This is a genomic window from Variovorax sp. P1_H2 (assembly GCF_056405295.1).
On the sequence record NZ_JBFUCJ010000128.1, the window covers coordinates 1 to 18,903 of the forward strand.

The 18,903-nt window shown below is 64.4% G+C and carries 14 protein-coding genes and 1 pseudogene; 11 read left to right on the top strand and 4 right to left on the bottom strand.

Annotated features, from left to right (window positions below; genetic code table 11):
- From AC1D2E_RS29930 to AC1D2E_RS29950, 5 genes are all read left to right on the top strand, one after another.
- Window positions 1-194: hypothetical protein (locus AC1D2E_RS29930; RefSeq protein ID WP_478200767.1), on the top strand; the 194-nt coding region annotated here is incomplete at its 5' end.
- A gap of 599 nt (window positions 195-793) precedes the next feature.
- A complete protein-coding gene (locus AC1D2E_RS29935; RefSeq protein WP_478200768.1) occupies window positions 794-2,248 on the top strand; it encodes a DNA cytosine methyltransferase in 1,455 nt (484 codons plus the stop codon).
- Between the two features lie 18 nt (window positions 2,249-2,266).
- On the top strand, window positions 2,267-4,366 hold the full coding sequence (locus AC1D2E_RS29940; RefSeq protein WP_478200769.1) for a hypothetical protein: 2,100 nt from the start codon (window positions 2,267-2,269) through the stop codon (window positions 4,364-4,366).
- Between the two features lie 4 nt (window positions 4,367-4,370).
- The gene (locus tag AC1D2E_RS29945; protein WP_478200770.1) at window positions 4,371-5,903 is read left to right on the top strand and encodes a hypothetical protein; all 1,533 of its coding nucleotides are present in this window, start codon (window positions 4,371-4,373) and stop codon (window positions 5,901-5,903) included.
- Entirely contained in the window at window positions 5,900-11,551 is a 5,652-nt protein-coding gene (locus tag AC1D2E_RS29950; RefSeq protein WP_478200771.1) for an ATP-binding protein, read from the top strand. The genes AC1D2E_RS29945 and AC1D2E_RS29950 overlap by 4 nt, the downstream gene beginning before the upstream one ends.
- 52 nt (window positions 11,552-11,603) lie before the next feature.
- On the opposite strand, the gene AC1D2E_RS29955 is transcribed toward AC1D2E_RS29950, so the two are convergent.
- The 3 genes from AC1D2E_RS29955 to AC1D2E_RS29965 all read right to left on the bottom strand — a co-directional run bounded on the left by AC1D2E_RS29955 (window position 11,604) and on the right by AC1D2E_RS29965 (window position 13,104).
- A complete protein-coding gene (locus AC1D2E_RS29955; RefSeq protein WP_478200772.1) occupies window positions 11,604-12,317 on the bottom strand; it encodes an HhH-GPD family protein in 714 nt (237 codons plus the stop codon).
- 391 nt (window positions 12,318-12,708) lie between these two features.
- On the bottom strand, window positions 12,709-12,852 hold the full coding sequence (locus tag AC1D2E_RS29960) for a hypothetical protein (protein WP_478200773.1): 144 nt from the start codon (window positions 12,850-12,852) through the stop codon (window positions 12,709-12,711).
- Between the two features lie 9 nt (window positions 12,853-12,861).
- On the bottom strand, window positions 12,862-13,104 hold the full coding sequence (locus AC1D2E_RS29965; RefSeq protein WP_478200780.1) for a helix-turn-helix domain-containing protein: 243 nt from the start codon (window positions 13,102-13,104) through the stop codon (window positions 12,862-12,864).
- 143 nt (window positions 13,105-13,247) lie between these two features.
- Here AC1D2E_RS29965 and AC1D2E_RS29970 point away from each other — a divergent pair, with 143 nt between their 5' ends.
- The 3 genes from AC1D2E_RS29970 to AC1D2E_RS29980 all read left to right on the top strand — a co-directional run bounded on the left by AC1D2E_RS29970 (window position 13,248) and on the right by AC1D2E_RS29980 (window position 16,391).
- Window positions 13,248-14,132 carry a polysaccharide deacetylase family protein gene (locus tag AC1D2E_RS29970; protein ID WP_478200774.1) on the top strand — a complete coding sequence of 295 codons (885 nt, stop codon included), beginning with the start codon at window positions 13,248-13,250 and terminating at the stop codon, window positions 14,130-14,132.
- Between the two features lie 40 nt (window positions 14,133-14,172).
- A complete protein-coding gene (locus tag AC1D2E_RS29975) occupies window positions 14,173-15,645 on the top strand; it encodes an MFS transporter (RefSeq protein ID WP_478200775.1) in 1,473 nt (490 codons plus the stop codon).
- A 209-nt stretch (window positions 15,646-15,854) separates the two neighbouring features.
- Window positions 15,855-16,391, top strand: a complete 537-nt coding sequence (locus AC1D2E_RS29980; RefSeq protein WP_478200776.1) for a helix-turn-helix domain-containing protein — start codon at window positions 15,855-15,857, stop codon at window positions 16,389-16,391.
- Window positions 16,392-16,464: 73 nt separating this feature from the next.
- Here the strand turns inward: AC1D2E_RS29980 and AC1D2E_RS29985 are convergent, their stop codons facing one another.
- Window positions 16,465-16,686: a hypothetical protein gene (locus tag AC1D2E_RS29985; protein WP_478200777.1), complete on the bottom strand. Its 222-nt coding sequence runs from the start codon at window positions 16,684-16,686 to the stop codon at window positions 16,465-16,467.
- A gap of 483 nt (window positions 16,687-17,169) precedes the next feature.
- On the opposite strand from AC1D2E_RS29985, the pseudogene AC1D2E_RS29990 reads away from it, so the two are divergent.
- The 3 genes and pseudogenes from AC1D2E_RS29990 (at window position 17,170) to AC1D2E_RS30000 (ending at window position 18,885) form a co-directional block, all read left to right on the top strand.
- Window positions 17,170-17,933 (top strand): annotated as a pseudogene (locus AC1D2E_RS29990) (Crp/Fnr family transcriptional regulator).
- 281 nt (window positions 17,934-18,214) lie between these two features.
- Entirely contained in the window at window positions 18,215-18,514 is a 300-nt protein-coding gene (locus AC1D2E_RS29995; protein ID WP_478200778.1) for a hypothetical protein, read from the top strand.
- 131 nt (window positions 18,515-18,645) lie between these two features.
- On the top strand, window positions 18,646-18,885 hold the full coding sequence (locus tag AC1D2E_RS30000) for a hypothetical protein (RefSeq protein ID WP_478200779.1): 240 nt from the start codon (window positions 18,646-18,648) through the stop codon (window positions 18,883-18,885).
- Window positions 18,886-18,903: the final 18 nt, after the last annotated feature.

The following is an 18,903-nucleotide window of genomic DNA, read 5'->3' on the forward strand; positions in this document are numbered from 1 at the left end:
ACGGCGGCGAGATCACGCTCGGCGCGCTCCCGCCCCATGAATGCGCAGCCACCGCCGCCGACGGCAACAACGCCCTGGCAATGCTGGTACGCCGAGACGGAGAAACACTCAACGCGCTGCTCAAGCGACTCGATCGAGCCATCGGTGCGTACTACGACGACGGTGAAACCGTCGACGAGGTCAACGGCCCCTGATCCGGGATCATCTGGCAAGGTGGGACGACCAGCCGCTTACGAAGGAACCACACCTGCGGACGCCTTTTCGATCGTGCTGCGCGCATGTAAGTAGAGGAGGTGGGGTAGGGGCGTCTGGCAGCAACCAGCCGGCCGGCCTGAATCTTCCTGCCCAGCCGCGCCGTGGTCCACTATGGCCAGTTCGAGCATATCGATCGCGAGCAACCTTGCTGAGCGGCCATGTCTTCGGCGGCGCCGACTAGACCGTCCCACTGGAAGTGGGCGATGGGCGAAACACGATCCGGTAAGGAATCTGCAGCAGGGAGTTCGACGACCTTGATCGTTGCGGGAGCGATGCTTTTCCGCCCTCGCGCTTTCGACGTCCGTGCCGTCGAAAATCACACTGGACAGCCTCCACGCGATTTGGAGTGCGGTATTGGCCGAACCCGCGGTGGTATTCTTCGAGGATTCCCATAGTACGCGCCCCGCGTCGGCTATCCTCTCGGAAGCACTGCTGCGAAATGGCAGCGTTAAGAGGTGCCAATGCATGCGTAAGCTATTCAGCGCGGAGCGTTGCCTCCTAGCAGGTGGGGCCCGGCAAGCACGAGAATTCCAACACATTGACTGAATCAAGCAAGCCGACCTTTGTTGACCTCTTTGCCGGCTGTGGCGGCCTCTCGCTAGGGTTGTCCCAGGCGGGTTTTCACGGCTTGTTTGCGATCGAAAAGGCTGATCACGCGTTCAAGACTTTCCGGACGAACTTCCTCGAAGAAGGCCCGCTGAAGTTTCGATTTAGCTGGCCGCACGATCTGCTCGCGGCGAGCCCCCATGGCATTGAGGATTTGCTAGAAGGCCCAGGGCAGAAACGGCGCCTCGAGGCGCTACGCGGAAAGGTTGACCTCGTCGCCGGCGGACCACCGTGCCAAGGATTTTCGTTCTCCGGTCGGCGCAACGGGGACGATCCCCGTAACCGCCTATTCGAGCACTATGTCAAGTTCGTCAACTTGGTCCTTCCACGGGTCATCGTGCTCGAGAACGTGCCGGGCATGCTCGTAGATCACGAGTCCGGCCAACGCAGCCTTCGCGGCGAGTATCGCCCGAGCCCTTTCTTCAAGAAGCTCAAAGAATCTCTCGAGAGGAACTACTTCGTGCACGAGCGCCGCCTGAACGCGGCTCAGTTCGGTGTGCCCCAGCGGCGCGAGCGGCTCATCGTGCTTGGCATCCGGCGCGGCCCCGAGTGGGGCGACGAGAAAGATGCCCCGAGAAGCCTGGCCCAGGCAATGACGCAATTGCTGGCTCACATCGAGCGCGAAGGGGCTCGCCAACTGCGAAAACTGCAAGATCTGGACTCTGGCACGGGGGCCTCGTCGTGCGTGGAGCTGAGCGTTCGCGCGGCGATTTCCGATTTGGAAGTCGGCCATTGGCGTGCTGGAAAGGAGCCGCCATACGCTCGAGTCACGAGTTGGACTAAGCACTGCGACGGTGACGGTGACGATGCCGAGCTGCGCGTGCCTGGCAAGTACTGGAGACTCATCTACAAGGGGCCGCTGACCAAGTACCAACGCTCGATGAACAGCAACCTCGCGGGCGAGCGGATGAGTAGCTTGCGACTTGCCAGGCACACCGCGACGGTCCAGGAGCGCTTCGAAGAGATCCTGAGAGACAAATCGATCGTGAAGGGCATGCCCCTCACGCGGGAAGTTCGCGAAAGGCTTGGCCTTCAAAAGCATCGAACCTTCCCGCTGCACGCGAGCCTGCCCGCGCCGACTCTCACCACGCTACCCGATGACCTGATCCACTACGCCGAGCCGCGGATATTGACGGTGCGCGAGTACGCGCGCCTGCAGTCATTTCCGGATTGGTTCCGCTTCCGTGGAAAATACACCACGGGCGGGCACCTGCGTAAGACGGAGAGCCCACGCTACACGCAGATCGGCAACGCTGTGCCCCCACTGCTCGCCCGTGCGCTGGGCGTCGGGCTGGCTCATCTCCTGCAACGCTGGCCAAGCAACGCGTCGAATGCTAGGCGGCATCAGGACCATGAGCCGGCCGTGCTGGATGCCCAGTTCTCGTAGACGTTGTAGGCGCTGCCAATGTCCGCTGAAATCACGAACAATATTGACCTCCCTGCCGCCCTTTGGAATTGGGCGGGGCACAAGTCCGGTGGCGTGCGTCGCCTCTTCTACGAGGCGAGCGGGCGTCCGAGCGGTCAGGTTATCCGCACCCCGCTCTTGACTCGCCTCGAGCGATGGGCCGGCGCGATTGCCCGCAACGAGCGCGATGCGCCGCGAGGTGTCGCACTTGTGGGGGGGCCAGGCAACGGTAAGACAGAGGCCGTGGAGTTCGCCGTCGAAGCACTGGACGCCGCGCTCGGGCTGGACCGGGCGCTACGCGATGCCGTCGCAGCGCAGTTTATGGGCCAGGGCGACAACCCCCCGCCGCGCATTGCACGCATGGACCTGCGCGAAGTGTCGGGGGGGCGACTTGGCTGGACGCTCGGCATCGTCCAGGATGCTTCCGCCCCGGATGCAACCCTGCCACGGGCAAGCCCGGCAGCACTTCTTCTGGACGAACTCGAACAGGTCCTAACCTCGGGCGATCGGCTTGTGTACCTGGCCTGCGTCAATCGCGGCGTGCTCGACGATGCGCTGATTCTCGCCACCGATCAGGGTCGCGCGCAAGTCTCCCAGCTCCTGCGCGAAATGGTCAACTCCGTCGGCCAATCGCTCGACGCAACACCGTGCTGGCCGTTGCCCGGATTCCCTGCGATCGCGACGTGGCCGATGGACGTCGAGAGCCTGGTCGTCTCGCCGCCCGACGAGGACGCCTCCGCCGCCCTCCAACTCCTGCAGGTCGCTACCGATGCAATGCGATGGCCACAGTACGGCGAATGTGTCGCGGGCGACCTTTGCCCCTATTGCACAAGCCGACGCTTGCTCTCGGCTGAGCCGCATCGCGGATCACTTCTGCAGATCCTGCGATGGTACGAGCTTGCAGCGGGCAAGCGGTGGAGCTTTCGCGACTTGTTCTCGCTGGTGTCATTTCTGCTCGCCGGGGCGCCCGGCGAGACCAAGGGCAAGGCGAAGAAATCCCCCTGCGAGCACGCCGCTCAGCTCCTTCAGCTCGGCTCTGGCCGCGCCGAGGCAAGTGCTGCGCAACGCCATGCCGCGCTCTTTGTGCTGGCTGCAGCTCAGTACCACCACGCGCTCTTCGGGGTCTGGTCGCCGAGGGGCCTGCGCACCTACTGGGCCCATCTCGGCGAGCTCAAGTTGCGCGACCATCCGGTACTCGCGGGCCTGTACCACTTCCTGGCCCGGCCACAGGCGCACTCCATCCCGCACACGCTATCCACGCAGCTTTCAGGGCTTGTCGAGGCGCTGGACCCGGCGCTTGCTGAGCCGGAGTCGACGGTGCAACTGAGCAACGCGACCACGATCGCATTCCGCGACCTAGACGTCCGATTTAGCCAGTCGACGCGACAGGGACTGGCTTTCATCCGGCAGTTCCACTGCCTTACCAAGCTCGACATCAACCTCCTCGCCCGGCTGGCTGACGCTGACGATGAGTTACCCACTATCGAGGCGGCCCGCAAACATCCTCATGTCGTCGCCCGCGTGCAGTCATGGGTGCGCGACTTCGCATGCCGGTACACGCGGCGGGCCGTCGGCGTGCGGGGCGGTGCAACGCGAGAGGCCACGACGCTTGCCGACTTCGAACGGGTCGCCTCGGGCGACCTGAAGTTGCTACACGACGCCATCAAGCAAGTCGATGCGCTGTTGAACGACGGCGACCGCTTCGTAGTGTCCTTGAACACGACGTTCGGCGAGCCCCTGCCCCCGGCCCAGCGTCGCGCAGTCCTCGTCACCAGCAAGCAGAAGGTCAAGGCACGTGAATGGCCGCTCGGCGACCGCCCGCGACCACCTACGCGGTTTCTCGAGGTGGGCGCCAAGGGCGCCAGCCACTCCATCGCGTTGACCTATGAACTGTATCGCTCAGTTCGAGAATTGCGCCGCGGGATGCAACCCGCGTCTCTGCCGCGGCCCGTGGTCGCGCTGCTCGACGCCACGCGTGCTCGGTTGGCCGGCACCATCGTACGCAGCGAGGAATTGCTCGAGGACGGCCAGATTCGCGTCGGCACACGCAACGAGTTCATCGTTCGTGAACTTGGGCATTTCCTAGTCCAACAAGGCTGAACTGATGAGCATCGCGGAGTTCCTAAAAGGCCCCTGGAGCAAGTCGCACTCCTCCTATGTCGACTCGATGCTGGCGCTGCAGCCCGCACCGGAATTTGCCACCGCGGAGGTGCTCATCGCCTCGCTGTACCGGGCCAACGGCTACGGGGCCTATCCGGAGCGTGAGGTGGCGAAGAACGGGCGCGACCTCGACAGGCTGTCCCGTGGCTCGGCCGTCACACCGAGTGTCCCGGGCAGCGTCGGAGCCGACACTTGGCGGACCATCCTGCAGGACGTGGTTGAGAGCCCAAAGCAGCGTCACCAATCCGACAAGCGCTTCCTGCAACTCTCGCCGGTGGTGCCTGATGTCGCACTGTATTCGGGCTCCGCGCGCCTGGCAGGAAGCCCCTGGAACCCTGGGGAGCTTGTCAGACGCATGGTTTGGATGGGTGCGCGGTCGGCCGAGCATGCCGAGCAGCTCTGGCAGGCACTGCACAACGCGTTGTCCATCACCGAGAGCGATGACGCCTGGGCGCGCTGGTTGCACGAAGAATTCGGACGCCGCGGACCGGTCGACCGTCCCTGGCAATCGCCCCCCCCGCTGGCAATGTCAATGCTCGCCGAGGAAGAACGGCCGTATCTTCACCTGCCGGCCCAGCAATTCGCGCGTGATCTGGAGGCCGTGATCGCCGCCAAGTCCAGCATGACGCGCCGGCAGTGGATCAGCGTGCTCGAGGCGATCGTCAGGCTTGGCGCCGTGTCGCACGTGTTGTGGTTATGTCGTGCGAATCTTCGCCTGTGGGAACTCGTCGACTGCGCGCTGGCAGAGGCAGGGAAGCCTCTGCCGGAAGACGAGGGAGCCCTCAGAAAGAGGGTGCTGGATACTGGTTCGCACCACTTCGCCTATGGTCGGCCGGCACGGGCGACGATCAAGGATTGCGCGTCGCAGTATCTAGTGGGTCGCCTGGGCATCAACCTCGCGTTGTGGATGCTTTCTGCCCGACTTGAGCCGAGTGATTCGCCTGGACCGGCACTCCAGTCTGCACGGAGCCTCCTGGAGTTGCTACGATCGCTGCGCGCCCACGCGTCGGTGCTGCGCGAGGACGGCTTCTACAAGCACCTGGGCCAGTTGCGAGACGAACACTCGCGCACCATCAACTGCAAAAGCGGTATCGGCAACAACATTAGCGAGTTCTGCCGTTACGTCCTTGGAAAGCGCGACACGGCCAATACCGCGCTTCGCGGCTATGACCAGGGGTACGCGCTGCGCAAGCGCAGCGAGGCGCAGAACGCGCAGTTCGTCATTTCCCTCGGCCCGGTTGCCGTGCTGACACTTGTGCACTGCTGCCTTTGGAGCGTGAGCGGCCCGCGTTCGGTGCAACGCCTCGCGCATCACCTCGCCGCCTACGGCATCGCCGTCAGCATCGAGGAAATTGCCCACAGCGACCTCGGGCAGAAGCTACGCATGCTCGGCCTTGTTCTCGACAGCCCCGACGCGGAAAGCGGAATGCTGCTCGTGCCGCCATTCACCCGCCATCCCGAGGAGTCTGTTTCTTGAAGTCCATCGCCCAGGCCATTGCAGCCCGCGTGATCGAGCATGTGCGCGCGCAAGTTCAAGCCCTTGCGGATCAGAACGACGAATACAGGGCCGTGTTCAATGGCCCACCCATGCCGCTCCTGGACGAGGTGTTCGCGCTGCTTGCAAGAGATGGCGGAATCGCGATTGGCGAAAGCGGCGATCGCATCCCCGTGCTTCTGCCGGTACTCGACGACGGCGAGGAAGATCCGCTGCTGAACGCATCGGGCCGATGTACGGCCAACCACCTCACGAGCCTTCGCAATAGCACGACCTGCCCCGTCTACGTGGTCCTGGCTCCGCCAGGCCTGCACGCCAATCTCACCCAGACCTCGACGCGTTCCGAGTTTGGATTGGCCCTTGGCTCCAGCGGCGTCACGCCCAGCATCAACCAGTGGTGCAACGACCCGTTCATCCGGGGGCTTTTGGACGAGCCACTGCAGGTGCAAAGGGCGCAGCAGGGGCTTTTCGAGCGCGAGTACGAGACCGCACAGCGCCTGCTGCAGTTCGCCATGGAATCGGCCGACGAGGTCGACCCCCACGAGGTCTCGCGTCAGGCATGCTGGCAAGTCCTGTCCCGCCTGTGGTCATTGCCGGTAAATGGCGACTTCACAAACATGCTGAGTCTTGCGTGTGGATATCCACCGTGTGCCGATGGAAAGCTTGACATCGATCGCCAGCGCGAAGTCCTGCGGGAATTGGCGACGCGTTTTGACGATGCAGGCTTTCGGGGAACGATCGAGCAATGCCAGCAGCAGGCCATCGATGAAGACAAGGTCGCGCTCGCCGCGGTGCTCGAGCACCTGCAGGGCCGTTGCCACGTGCTCACCGCATTCGCGCGTTCAGCTCCGTACTACTATGGCCCGGTAACGGGCGACACCGTTGGGCAGGCGCCGCCTTGGTGGCAGCACCTCACGGTGGAACGTTGGCTTGCCCTGTTGGACGGGGATGATGTTGCCCGTCCAGAGGCCATCGGGCTACGCTGCACCAATGCGCGCGCCGTCCAAGTGAAGGGCTTGGTACCAATAGTCGACCACGAAGTTGAGTTAACCGTGCAACTTCCCGCGACCGCGGACCCGAACGAGCCGTTGAAGATCGTGCGTGAGTCGGGCGGGGCCAGAGGTAGGCGCGAGTGGGAGATTGCCCCGGTTAACGGTACAGCGGTGATCGTGGACGAGGATCCGATGTCCCATGCGTCGCCGCTGCGTTACAGCTGCGCATCCGTGCGCCCCGAGGAACAATCCAAGCTCAAGAAGTGCAGCGTGCGCGTGGTCTCCCTGGCTCGATGGGAGCCGGGTGTCGTCGTCGCGGCGCGCACGGCCACCGAGGGAAAGCTGCCGCGCGCCGCGCGTGCCCCAGCCAACAGCTCCAACGTGCGCATGGAGGCCACACTGACACTCGACGGGCAGGGGCGCCATTACGTCGAGCTCCTCTTGGCGCCTGGCGTCCAATTCGAGTTCACTGCGCGCGCCCTCGATGCGGACGGCGTGGCCGTACCCGAGCGCGATGCTTCCATAGTCACGGCCCAGGGACAAGATCCCGGGTTCGATGTTGATGCCGGCGAAGGTGAATGCGCCTACGAGGTGCGCTTGCGCCGACCGGTTGAAAAGAAAAGCGGCGAGCAAAAAACCGGCGAACCGGGCAGCGAGTTGCGCACGCTGCGCCTCTATGTTTCTGCGGCCGAGGCGCCGACGAATGGTTGCGCCAGCGAGTTTGAGCGGTTGCTGCGCCTGAACCGCCGAAGGACTAGCACGCAGTCCGCGATTGCTGTGCACCCCAACCGGACCGTCCGCTGCTGCGACCTCCAGGCCTGGATGTTGTCCCCAGAACAAATCGAGGCCTCTTGGTACCCGTTGGTGCTGGCCGCGGACTACGCGGACGGGTGGCACCCGCGCGATTGGTCGCGCCAGGACGACACGATCCTTTCGCGCGCGACGTTCTTGCAGGATCCTCGGCCCTCGCCGGCAGAGATGGCCCCCCCCGCCGGCTTCGTTAAGGCCCGCCGCGACGTTGCGGCGCGCATCAGGGGCAAGGACGACGGTAGCGGTATCATCGAATCAGCTCGCCTGGGCGAATGGATGATTACCGACCCCGACTTTGCCGAGGCGGTGGAGAGCTACGTGCGCGCCTATACGGCGTGGCTCGACTCGGATCCCGAGGCAGCCGCGTGGTGCGACGTCTCGATAGTTGTGGACCACGAGACCAGCGCGACGCTCGCGCATGAGCCGGACGCAATGCTCGTCTCTCCTCTGCACCCGGTGCGGCTAGCTTGGCATTGCCTCGCGCAGCGGGCGCTCTTCCTCGCGCAGCGCAAGCGCCCTTGCCCCGCCGCCGCGATCCTCGATCCGGACTGCGTGCCAGACTCTCTAGCCCTGGCGCTACGCGCGGCGTCCGGGGGCGTCGAATGGAGAACGTTCCTGTCCGTGGAGTGCGACTCGGATTACTGGGGGATCCTCTGGAACTCGCAGCGCTTGCAGCAGTTGGCCTCCCGTGCCGCCCGCGCGCCCTTCGACGCGGAGCTCGGCCTGCGCGTCGGAGGTCTGTCGCGGGGCTTCAGCGAGTCGCAGGTGCGCCGCGCCATGGACGACATCACGCGCCTACTCCAGGCCAAGCCCGTGCTCAATGTGCTGGTCGCGAGCGCTGGCACGCAACACGATGCCTGCAGCGCCGGCTTGCTCGGCTGGTGCCGTGACCACCTTGGTGTGGAGGAAGAGCTGGTGACGCCGTTGTTCGGCCTGGGACCTCGACACGTGCACGTTCTCGATGAGCGTCCGCCTGAGGCACGCCCTGTCGACGCGGAGATCTCGAACTTGGCCGAAGACACCGCCAATGCGGTTCGCTGGTACGGCCACGGGAACTGCGATAACGGCTTACGCGCCGACCTCGGAATCCTGGCGCAGCTTGAGACGGCCGGCAGCAAGTGCGAGCCGACGTTGCTCACTGCGCCACTGGCTACGGGCGGACTACTCCGCCACCGCGTGCGCCAGCAGCTGCGCGCCGCTGGCGGGGCCTACCTCGCCGAGGCCCGTGTTGCACGCCGAAGGGAAGGTGACGAAGACATGCTCGCGCAGCGAGTTGCCGACTTGATCGTGCGGCTCGAGGGGCTTAGCGATAAGCGCGTGGCTTATGTTTTTGCGCCCAGCATTGGTGCTGTCAAGGATGTGCTCGACAGGGCCGACTACGCGGCCATCTCGTCCGCCGCGGTGGATCCAGCATGCTTCCTCGGTGGATGGCTGCCCGGCGCGTATCTGTGGGACTACGACATGCCGTCCTACTCGAACCGCGCGGGGGACAACAACGGCTACTACCTGTTATCGCGCGTGAGCGAGGTCAACCGCGGCGCGCTGCAAGCCGTTCTGAAGGACCTACCGGGCTGCGAGAAGCTGACCGACGGACTCATCGACGAGGTCATATACGAGGTCGCCCGCCGTGGGATACCGACCGTGCGTGGGCTCGCGAGCGGCGGACGCAGCGCCAGCGGCGACCTGGGCCTCTTCGTGGCGGCACGCCTGCTGCAGGACGACTTCCGCGACAAGCAGGAACAGGCTGTGTGGCTGCCCAGCTGGAGCCGAACCGCGAGCGGCTCGCGCCTGATCATGGTGCTGCCGGTGGATCCCTACCGCGCGCACCTCGACGACCTCGGGCGCGCGTTAGACAAGGATTCGGCCCATCGGCCAGACTTGCTCATCGTGGGCATCGAGGTCGAAGAAGGCATAGTGCGGTGCAAGTTCACGCCAGTGGAGGTCAAGTTCCGTGGGCCGGGGCAGCCGATGCCCCTTGTCGAGCGGGAAGCTGCTTTGAGGCAGGCACGCTCACTGTCGGAGTTGCTTACCATGCTGCAAGCCGTCGCCTCGGAGGCCGATGGCGGCGTGATGTGGCGAGTGACCTTGCAGGACCTGCTGGTGTCTATCGTTAGCTACGGGTTCCGCGTCTACAGCCAACAGCCGACGGTTCTACGCTCGGCCGCGGACTGGTCGGCTCTGCACGAGCAGGTCACGGCCGCGATTCTCGGCGACTCCGCTAGCCTCGAGATCGACGAGGCCGGCCGGCTCATCGTCATTGACGCGACCGTGCAAAGCGGCCCCCAAGATTCGGACGCGGACGGCCAATACAAGACTATCGTGCTATCGCATGCGGACGCCGGTCGCATTGTGCGGGGCGATGCGGGTGCGCTGCGAGGGCAGGTCCAGGGCAAGTTGGGGCTCTGGCAGGTCATGCCTGTCGCGCCAGAGGCAAACCTTACCGGAGAAGGCGGCTCGACACAGCAGGTTGGCGACTCTGTAGCGCCGACCGGCCAAGCACTCGATGGCTCCGGCGGGCTAGGTACGTCCGACGAGGCATCCATCGCGGATCCCGGCGAGGCGCCGGGACCGGGACAAGAAGCCCAACTTTCACGGGAAACCGATACCGCCCCTTTCGAAAGTGCTCGGCCAGCGGAGGGCTTACCCGTACCGGCCAAGACGACCGCCACACCATCGGGGCATGGCGTGGTGCTCGAACTGGGCTCGGCCGTCGACGGCTTCGCTGCGGGGCCGCGCTGCGTGGATCTGAGCGACACGCGCCTGAACCAACTGAACATTGGAGTGGTCGGCGACCTTGGAACCGGCAAGACGCAGTTCCTGAAGTCACTCGTGTACCAAGTGGCTAAGGCGCAAGATTTCAACCGCGGCAAGCGTCCGAACTTCTTGGTGCTCGACTACAAGAAGGACTATGTTTCGGCCGACTTCGTCGCTGCAACGGGCGCCCGAGTCATTCGTCCGCACCGCATGCCAATCAACGTGTTCGACACGACCGGGATGCCCGAGGGCAAGGTGAAGTGGTTGGTCCGCTTTCAGTTCTTCGCAGACGTGCTCGACAAGATCTACTCGGGAATCGGGCCGGTGCAGCGGGCTCGACTCAAGGAGGCCGTTAAGAAGGCGTACCAGGACCGCGGCGAAGTGGGTGACGACCCCACCATCTACGATGTGCATGCGCAATACCACGCGCTGCTCGGCAATGGCGCTGACTCGATCTCGTCGATCATCGACGACCTCGTCGACGCGGAACTGTTCGCCGAGCAGCCGCCTCGCGATGCCGCGACCGACACCACGTTCGATGGGGTCGTGGTCGTCGCCCTGGGCGACCTCGGTCAGGACGACCGCACGAAGAGCATGGTCGTGGCCTTCATGCTGAACCTCTTCTACGAGCGGATGCTGCGAACCTCGAAGCAGCCGTACGTGGGCACGGACCCGCAGCTGCGCTACATCGACTCGTTCCTACTCGTGGACGAGGCCGACAACATCATGCGCCACGAGTTTGACGTGCTTCGCAACATCTTGCTGCAAGGCCGGGAGTTCGGTGCGGGTGTGGTGCTGGCCTCCCAGTTTCTCAGCCACTTCAAGGCCGGGACCACCGATTACCGCGAGCCGCTACTCACCTGGTTTATTCACAAGGTCCCCAACGTCAAACCGCAGGAGCTGATTGCGTTGGGCTTCACGGGCGACGCGCCCCGACAAGCCGAGCGCGTGAGCGGACTACCAGTGCACCAGTGCCTAGCCAAGACCCACGGTCTGCCCGGGGAGATCATTCGAGGTAAGCCGTTTTTCGAGCTGCTGGCCGAGCAATCGACTACCTCGGGCACCGAGCACTAGAAGGGGCTACGGGCCACCTGCTATTGGAGGTGGAGCTGTCTAGGGCGTGTTCCTAGCGCCGGGCCGCGCGCCTAGCAGGCTTTGTCTGGCGTTGCACGCGAATCCTGGCCGCGGCCCTTGCGCGCTCGGCAAGCAGTTGCCGCCCTGTTAAGCAACCACGGGCCAGCGGGCATTGCTCGCAAATGGGCTCGCGCGGCTTGCAGGTCGTGGCGCCCAGATCGAGGATGGCCCAGTTGACCTCTCGGCCGCTACCGTGGGAGACGAATCGCTTGGCGAGCGCTTGCAAGTATGGGTCGAAGCGGATGTCAACGAGGTCGCGCGGGCCGAAGTAGCGTTCCAGCACGCGCGACATGTTGGTATCGAGGAGTGCTTCAGGCTTGCCATGCACAAACATCAGGATCGCGCTCGCTACGTACTGCCCCACCGCGGGGAGCTGCTCGAGCTCCCGGCGGGCTTCGGGGAACTTTCCGTTGAGAGCGACGACTGCCCTCGCGAGCCGCGTGAGCGACTCGGCGCGTCGTCGCCACAATCCCAGCGGGCGCAAGAACTGTTGAAGATCCCCACTCACGGCCGTGGCTAGCGCCTCCCAGGATGGGTAGCGCTCGACGAAATGACCCATCACCGCGTCGACGGACTCAGCTCGAGTGCGTTGCAGCAGCACCTCGCTGACGATCTGCTCATAGTGACTGGCCTGCGAACGGCGCCAGCTGAATTTTCGGCCATGCAGCGCGAACCAGACGAGTAGGCGGCGGCGAGCCGTGACCACGCGCTGGGAGCTTGCCCGCCGCGTGTCCCGCGGCGCTAGCGGGCGAGGAGGGGGCTTYGAAGACACCTTGTAAAAGAGCCTTTGCTCGGTTGCATGCCTGCGGACACTGACCCATGAAGCTCAGTCATAGAGTCATGCGTCAACCTACCCATTCGCTCAATAGAAGCTCTATTTGATCAAACATACTGTATCCGGACGTGATTAGGATCTGAGCGATATCTCGCGATCAGGCCAATCGCCATCTTCGCCGTTTGAGTAAAGGACCACGAATCTCTTTGGCCCCGGGCCGGGAGGACGAAATCCCCCAGATTGCCAGCACCGGGCAGCAGCCTCGCGATTGGATCAGCGCCAGTGTTCTTTGCACTGCCGCCCTCGTAGGCCGCGTCAACAATCAGGTCGCCGAATCCGAGTTAAGGGAACGATGTTCGTCATCAATCAGGATGTGGGCAGGTACTTGAGTACTGGCCGCGAGGAGCACGACGAGGAGATTGCGCCCGTTGTTGCCGTCGACCGCAGCGATCGAACTGAAAGGCATTTCGGTCAATCAGTGGCCAGCAGCGCGAAGCAAGTCGCTCAATGAAATCTCCAGCGCCCGTGCGATCTGCGCGAGCTTGAGCACTGCAACGTTGTTGTCTCCGCGCTCCACGCGACCGACGTAACTCCGATCGACGTCGGCCAGCAATGCGAGCTTTTCTTGGGAGATTTCTTGTGCTTTGCGCGTGGTGCGAATGGCATTTCCGATGGCGACGAGCAGCGGATCTTGACGTTGACTTGAAAGATTTGGCACCAATCGATAGTTGCCAAATGGCGTACATTGCGCCACGGTCCATGTACCGCGAAAATGTGTAGGCCGTTGATGACGTGTCGTGATTCGGAACTTTCGGTGCGTCTCCAACGGCCCGTGCTTTTTCAACTCAGGGAGACAACAAAATGACCAAGTCCAAAGAAATCTACATATCCTTCGGCGTCGACGTAGACGCCGTATCCGGCTGGCTGGGCTCCTACGGCGGCCAGGATTCCCCCGACGACATCTCCCGCGGCATGTTCGCGGGCGAGGTCGGCGTGCCCCGCCTGCTGCACCTCTTCGAGTACCACGACATCAAGGCCTCGTGGTTCACGCCCGGCCATTCGATCGAGACCTTTCCCGCGCAGATGCAGGCGGTGGCCGATGCGGGCCACGAGATCGGCCTGCACGGCTACAGCCACGAGAACCCGATCGCGATGACGCCGGCGCAGGAAGAGGTGGTGCTCGACAAGAGCATCGAGCTCATCACCTGGCTCTCGGGCCGGCGGCCCACGGGGTACGTGGCGCCGTGGTGGGAGTTCAGCCCGGTCACCAACGAGCTGCTGATCAAGAAGGGCATCAAGTACGACCACAGCCTGATGCACCACGACTTCCATCCCTACTACGTGCGCGTCGGCGACTCGTGGACTCGGATCGACTACCGCAAGCATCCCGATACCTGGATGAAGCCGCTGCGGCGCGGCTTCGAGACTGAGCTGGTCGAGATCCCGGCCAGCTGGTACCTCGACGACCTGCCGCCGATGATGTTCATCAAGAAGTCGCCCAACAGCCACGGCTTCGTGAACCCGCGCGACGTCGAGCAGATGTGGCGCGACCAGTTCGACTGGGTCTATCGCGAGATGGACTACGCGGTGTTCCCGATCACGCTGCACCCCGACGTCTCGGGCCACCCGCAGGTGCTGCTGATGCTCGAACGCCTGATCCGGCACTTCCAGGCCTTCCCGGGCGTGCGCTTCGCGACCTACGACCAGGTCGCGGACGACTTCCTGCGGCGCCAGCCGCGGGCCTGAGCGCCACGGCCATCCTCATCAGCAGCAGCGATGCACGCCCATGGACGCCACCACCACCACACCGCGCGGCGATGCCGCGAACGACGCCGCGCGCGACGCCCGGCCTGACACCTTCAGCGACACCCACGCCATCATCGCCTGGGCGCCGCCCGAGGTCACACCGAAGCAGGTGACCTACGCCACCTGGGTCTGCTTCTTCGCCTGGGCCCTGGCGGTGTACGACTTCATCCTCTTCGGCACCTTGCTGCCGCGGCTGGGCGACCACTTCCAGTGGACGGCCGCCGAGCAGGCCCGGCTCAACACCTGGGTCACGCTGGGCACCGGGCTGGTGGCTTTCGGCATCGGGCCGATCGTCGACCGGCTCGGGCGCCGCAAGGGCATCGTCATCGCGGTCTGCGGCGCGGCGATCTGCTCGGGGCTCACGGCCGTCGCGGGCTGGGTGGCCGGTGCCTCGGCCGGGCTGGGCTTCGTGCTGCTGGTGCTGGTGCGATCGCTGGCGGGGCTGGGCTACGCCGAGCAGACCATCAACGCCACCTACCTGAGCGAGCTGTTCGCCGTCGTCCACACCGACCCGGCCGCCACGCGGCGGCGCGGCTTCATCTACGCGCTGGTGCAGGGCGGCTGGCCGATCGGCGCGGTGCTGACGGCCGTGCTGGTCACCATCCTCTATCCGCTGGGCGAGCGCTGGTTCGGCGCGGGCGGGGGCTGGTCGCTGTCCTTCCTGTTCGCGATGTTCCCGGCCGTGGTGATCGTGATCCTGGGGCGCCGGCTGGTCGAGACGCCGCAGTTCCTCACGGCGCGGCGCATCGCCGAGCTGCAGGCCGCGGGACGGCCGGCGCATGCCTGGGCGCTGGCGATCACGCGGGGCGTCGACCTGGAGGTGGGGCACCACACGGGCATCGGCGCGATGTTCCGGGGCGCGTCGCTGCGGCCGCTGCTGTCGCTGGGGCTGGCCTTTCTGCTGAACTGGTTTGCGATCGTGATCTTCACGGTGCTCGGCACCTCGGTGCTGGGCGGCTCGGGCGGCACGCCGGGCAAGGGGGTGGATTTCTCGAACGCGCTGCAGGTGCTGATCGTCTCCAACCTGGCGGGCTTCCTCGGCTATGTGTTCCACGGCTGGCTGGGCGACCGCATCGGGCGGCGCAACACGGTGGCGCTGGGCTGGATGGTGGGCGGGGTGGCCTTCTGGGCGATGTTGCAGGCGCCGCAGGGCGACTTCTGGCGCATCGTGCCGCTGTACTCGCTGGGGCTGTTCTTCCTGATGGGGCCGTATGCGGCGGTGCTGTTCCTCATCGGCGAGAGCTTTCCGAGCCGCATCCGCGCCACGGCCGGGTCTTTCATCGGCGCGCTGGGGCAGCTGGGCGCCATCGCGGCGGGGTTCGGCATCACGCACACGCTGTCGCAGGGGGCGGACTGGGTGCAGGCCGCCATGGTCTGGGGCGCGCTGCCGTGCCTGCTGTCGGGTGGGTTGATGTGGCTGGTGCCGCATGTGGAGCCTGGGGGGGTGAAATGACAACCAGCGAGACACGGGCACCACGCCTCGTTGCGAATGATCGAGCAGATGGTGGCGGCGGGCGTGGTCGGAGCGAGCGCACCAGGGCGAAGCAGGTTGCCTCTCCATTCCCGACCGCGCGCCCACTCAGGCTCGCACCGTCGCTCTACCTGCCGACTCCCAAGGCCAAGCCCACGCGCAGCGAGCCCGCCGCCCTTGTCGGAACCCAGGTGAACCGCCTGCGCCAGGCTGCCGGCGTCTCGGCCCTGGAGCTTTCACAGCGCTCGGGCGTGTCCCGCTCCATGCTCTCGCGCATCGAGAACGGCCAGGTATCGCCCTCCGTCGAGACCCTGGACCGGCTGGCAAACGCCCTGGGCATTCCGCTGACACGCTTCTTCGCCGACCAGCGCTGCCGCACCGATTTCAGCCATGTGCCCGCGGGCAGGGGCCTTCGGGTGGAACGTTTCGGGTCTGTCGCGGACTACCGTTTCGAGTTGCTCGGGCATGCGCTCTCGGGAAATCTGTTCGTCGAGCCCTATCTGGTCACGCTGCAACCCGATGCCCGACCCCATGTGACGTTTCAGCATCCGGGCCTGAAGTTTCTATATCTTCTATCGGGCGCCGTGACCTATCGCTATGGCCCCAGGCGCGTGAAACTCAGCGTCGGTGATTCGCTGCTCTTCGATGCCACCGCACTGCACGGCATCGAGGACATCGGCACGCTGCCGGTGTCGTATCTCTCCGTTGTCTTTACTTTGCGTGGCTAGGCACGAAGGGATCTCGTGCGGCGTCGCCGACTGCCGCACGTGCCAAAAGACGGCTCAGATTCGGTCCCAGAGGTCAGGCGATCTTGAGGCGGCGCAGTTCCGGCGCCAGGCTCACGCCCGCCGCCCGCTTCACGGCCTGGTTGACSGCRGCGCGGAGCGAGCCAAGGTCCKTTTGCACCATGCGCTGCACGCATTCGAGCGCGGTGCTGCGCTCGAGCATGCCGTGGAAGGGCTCGTCGTCWTGCCCGATTGCCACGATGGCCTCGCCGTTCGCGAGGCGGTACAGCAGCAGCATCCARTGGTGGTTTTCCAGCAGGGRGCACTCGTGCTGACGGGCCTGGGCGTAGGCCGGCGAAGCGGCGAGGGCGCGCACCGCGCTCGCGAAGGCCGCCAGGACTTCAGGTGAGCCAGTTGCATCGCCGCCCTGCAAAGTGAGCTTGACCGGCAGAATGCGGCCAGAAGCGGGTGCTCGTGACTGTCCGGTTCTGGCGCCCTCGCAAGAGCGGGGCCGCAGTGTCGACGCCATTCGCCTTCGGTGCTGTCGATGCGCCGTTCGAGCCGTAAACGGCCCAAGGAACACATACTGACGGAGCAGAAAGGCCAAAGTCGATGTGGTCGCCTCGGTAACGGGGAAACGGTCTTCACGCTCAGGGACCGATCTCAGCGGGCAACCGGCCTGCGGCTTCGACCTTCTGTGTGCTACTGAACATACAAATCGGCCTGGCCTGCGTAAGGTGGGCAACCAAACTGATACAGATCGCCCCCGCGATAACCTCAGATGTCGGCCTCCTCCAGCGCCAATATGAATCACCTGCTCGCAGCACTGGCGGGCGCCGACCAGCGGCGCTGGCTGCGTCAGCTTGAGCAGTCGAGATGCCGCTCGGGCAGATCCTGTACGAGCCCGGCGGCATTCTGAGCCACGTGTACTTCCCGACCACCGCTATCGTCTCGCTCCTGAGCGTGACGAAAAACACGACCTCCGCCGAGTGCGCCGTCGTTGGTAATGAAGGCGTGGTCGGCGTTGCGCTCTTCATGGGGGGATTCCACAGTTGGCCGTGCGGTGGTGCATAGCGCAGGCCATGGTTTCCGGCTGCAAGCGCAGACGATGAAGGACGAGTTCAACCGTGGCGGCCCAGTGCTGCATCTGATGGTTCGCTCTGTCCAGGCGCTGATGACGCAGATGGCGCAGACGGCGATGTGCAACCGGCACCATTTGCTGGATCAACAGTTGTGCCGCTGGCTCCTGCTGAGTTTGGACCGACTGCGGAGCGGCAACGAACTCGTGATGACCCAGGGGTTGATCGCCAGCATGCTCGGGGTGCGTCGCGAAGCGTGACTGAGAGCGTCTCCAAGTTGCAGGAGGTCGGGCTGATTCGCTATGCACGTGGCCGGATCGAGGTCCTCGACCGCAAGGCTCTGGAGAAGCGCGCGTGCGAATGCTACGCATTGGTCGAAGGGGAGTACAGGCGGCTGCTCTCCCCAAAGAAAGTGATGGCTCCGAATCGCCGTACCGGGGCACTGCGGGGCACGGGCGCGCGGTGACGGCGATCGATCTTCCAGAGGTTCTCCAACTCCAGCTGTTTGGACGTGATGCATCTGGTGCTTCTTTTTGTGAGCCGACCACGAGCAGCGCGCCAGACTCGTTGCAGGCGGCACAGGGCAAGGCGTGCCAGGCCAGACGACTCGACACCCTCACCCAGATCCGATAGGCTTATCCGCCAGCGTCCGACCCGTTTGGGTATCGGCGGCCGGCTTTCGCGCCGGCGCTATCTGCGCGACGCTGACGCAACGCAAACGTGACCGCCTCTTTGAAAGGAATCCGCATGGCCGATCCAGCACTCCCGCAAGGAAGCGACGTACCCCCCCTGGTCGATGCACTAGACAAAAACAAGAAAGCAACAGGAGACGTCCAGGAAGCTGCCGAGGAACTAGCAGTGATCCACGAGGTGCTGGATCAGGGCATAACCAAGGAGGCGCGCACGGGCGACGTGGATCAAGCCGTTGAACAGACGGGCGAGATTGAAAAGCGACTGACCAAGTCCGCCGAGGTGCTGGAAGGCGTGAACGAAACTTTGGAGCAAGAAATTACACGCCAGGGTAAGGATGAAGAAGCCTCGAAGTGACCTTCGGTTTGCGAAGGACAAAAGGTCGGGTGCTCAGCCTACATAGAAGCTGGTCCCATTCGCAAGAATCGATTTTGCGATGCTGCTGATCACGACGCTGCTGATCAGCCAATCAGTACGGGCCACGCACCATGTCTTTGGTCGTTATCCTGGTCGAGGATAGCAAGACGATCCGGGAGAACTTGATCTCGGCGATGGCAGAACTCGTCGCCGCGGATGTGATCGCGATTGCGGAAACTGCCACGGACGCAATCGCTGTGATCGCAGCTTGTGGTGAAACCTGGGACCTGCTGGTTGTGGATCTATTTTTGAAGGAAGGTTCTGGATTGACCGTGCTGCGCGCATGCAAGGATCGGAGAGCATTTATCTGACGCCGTGCCGACGCTGAT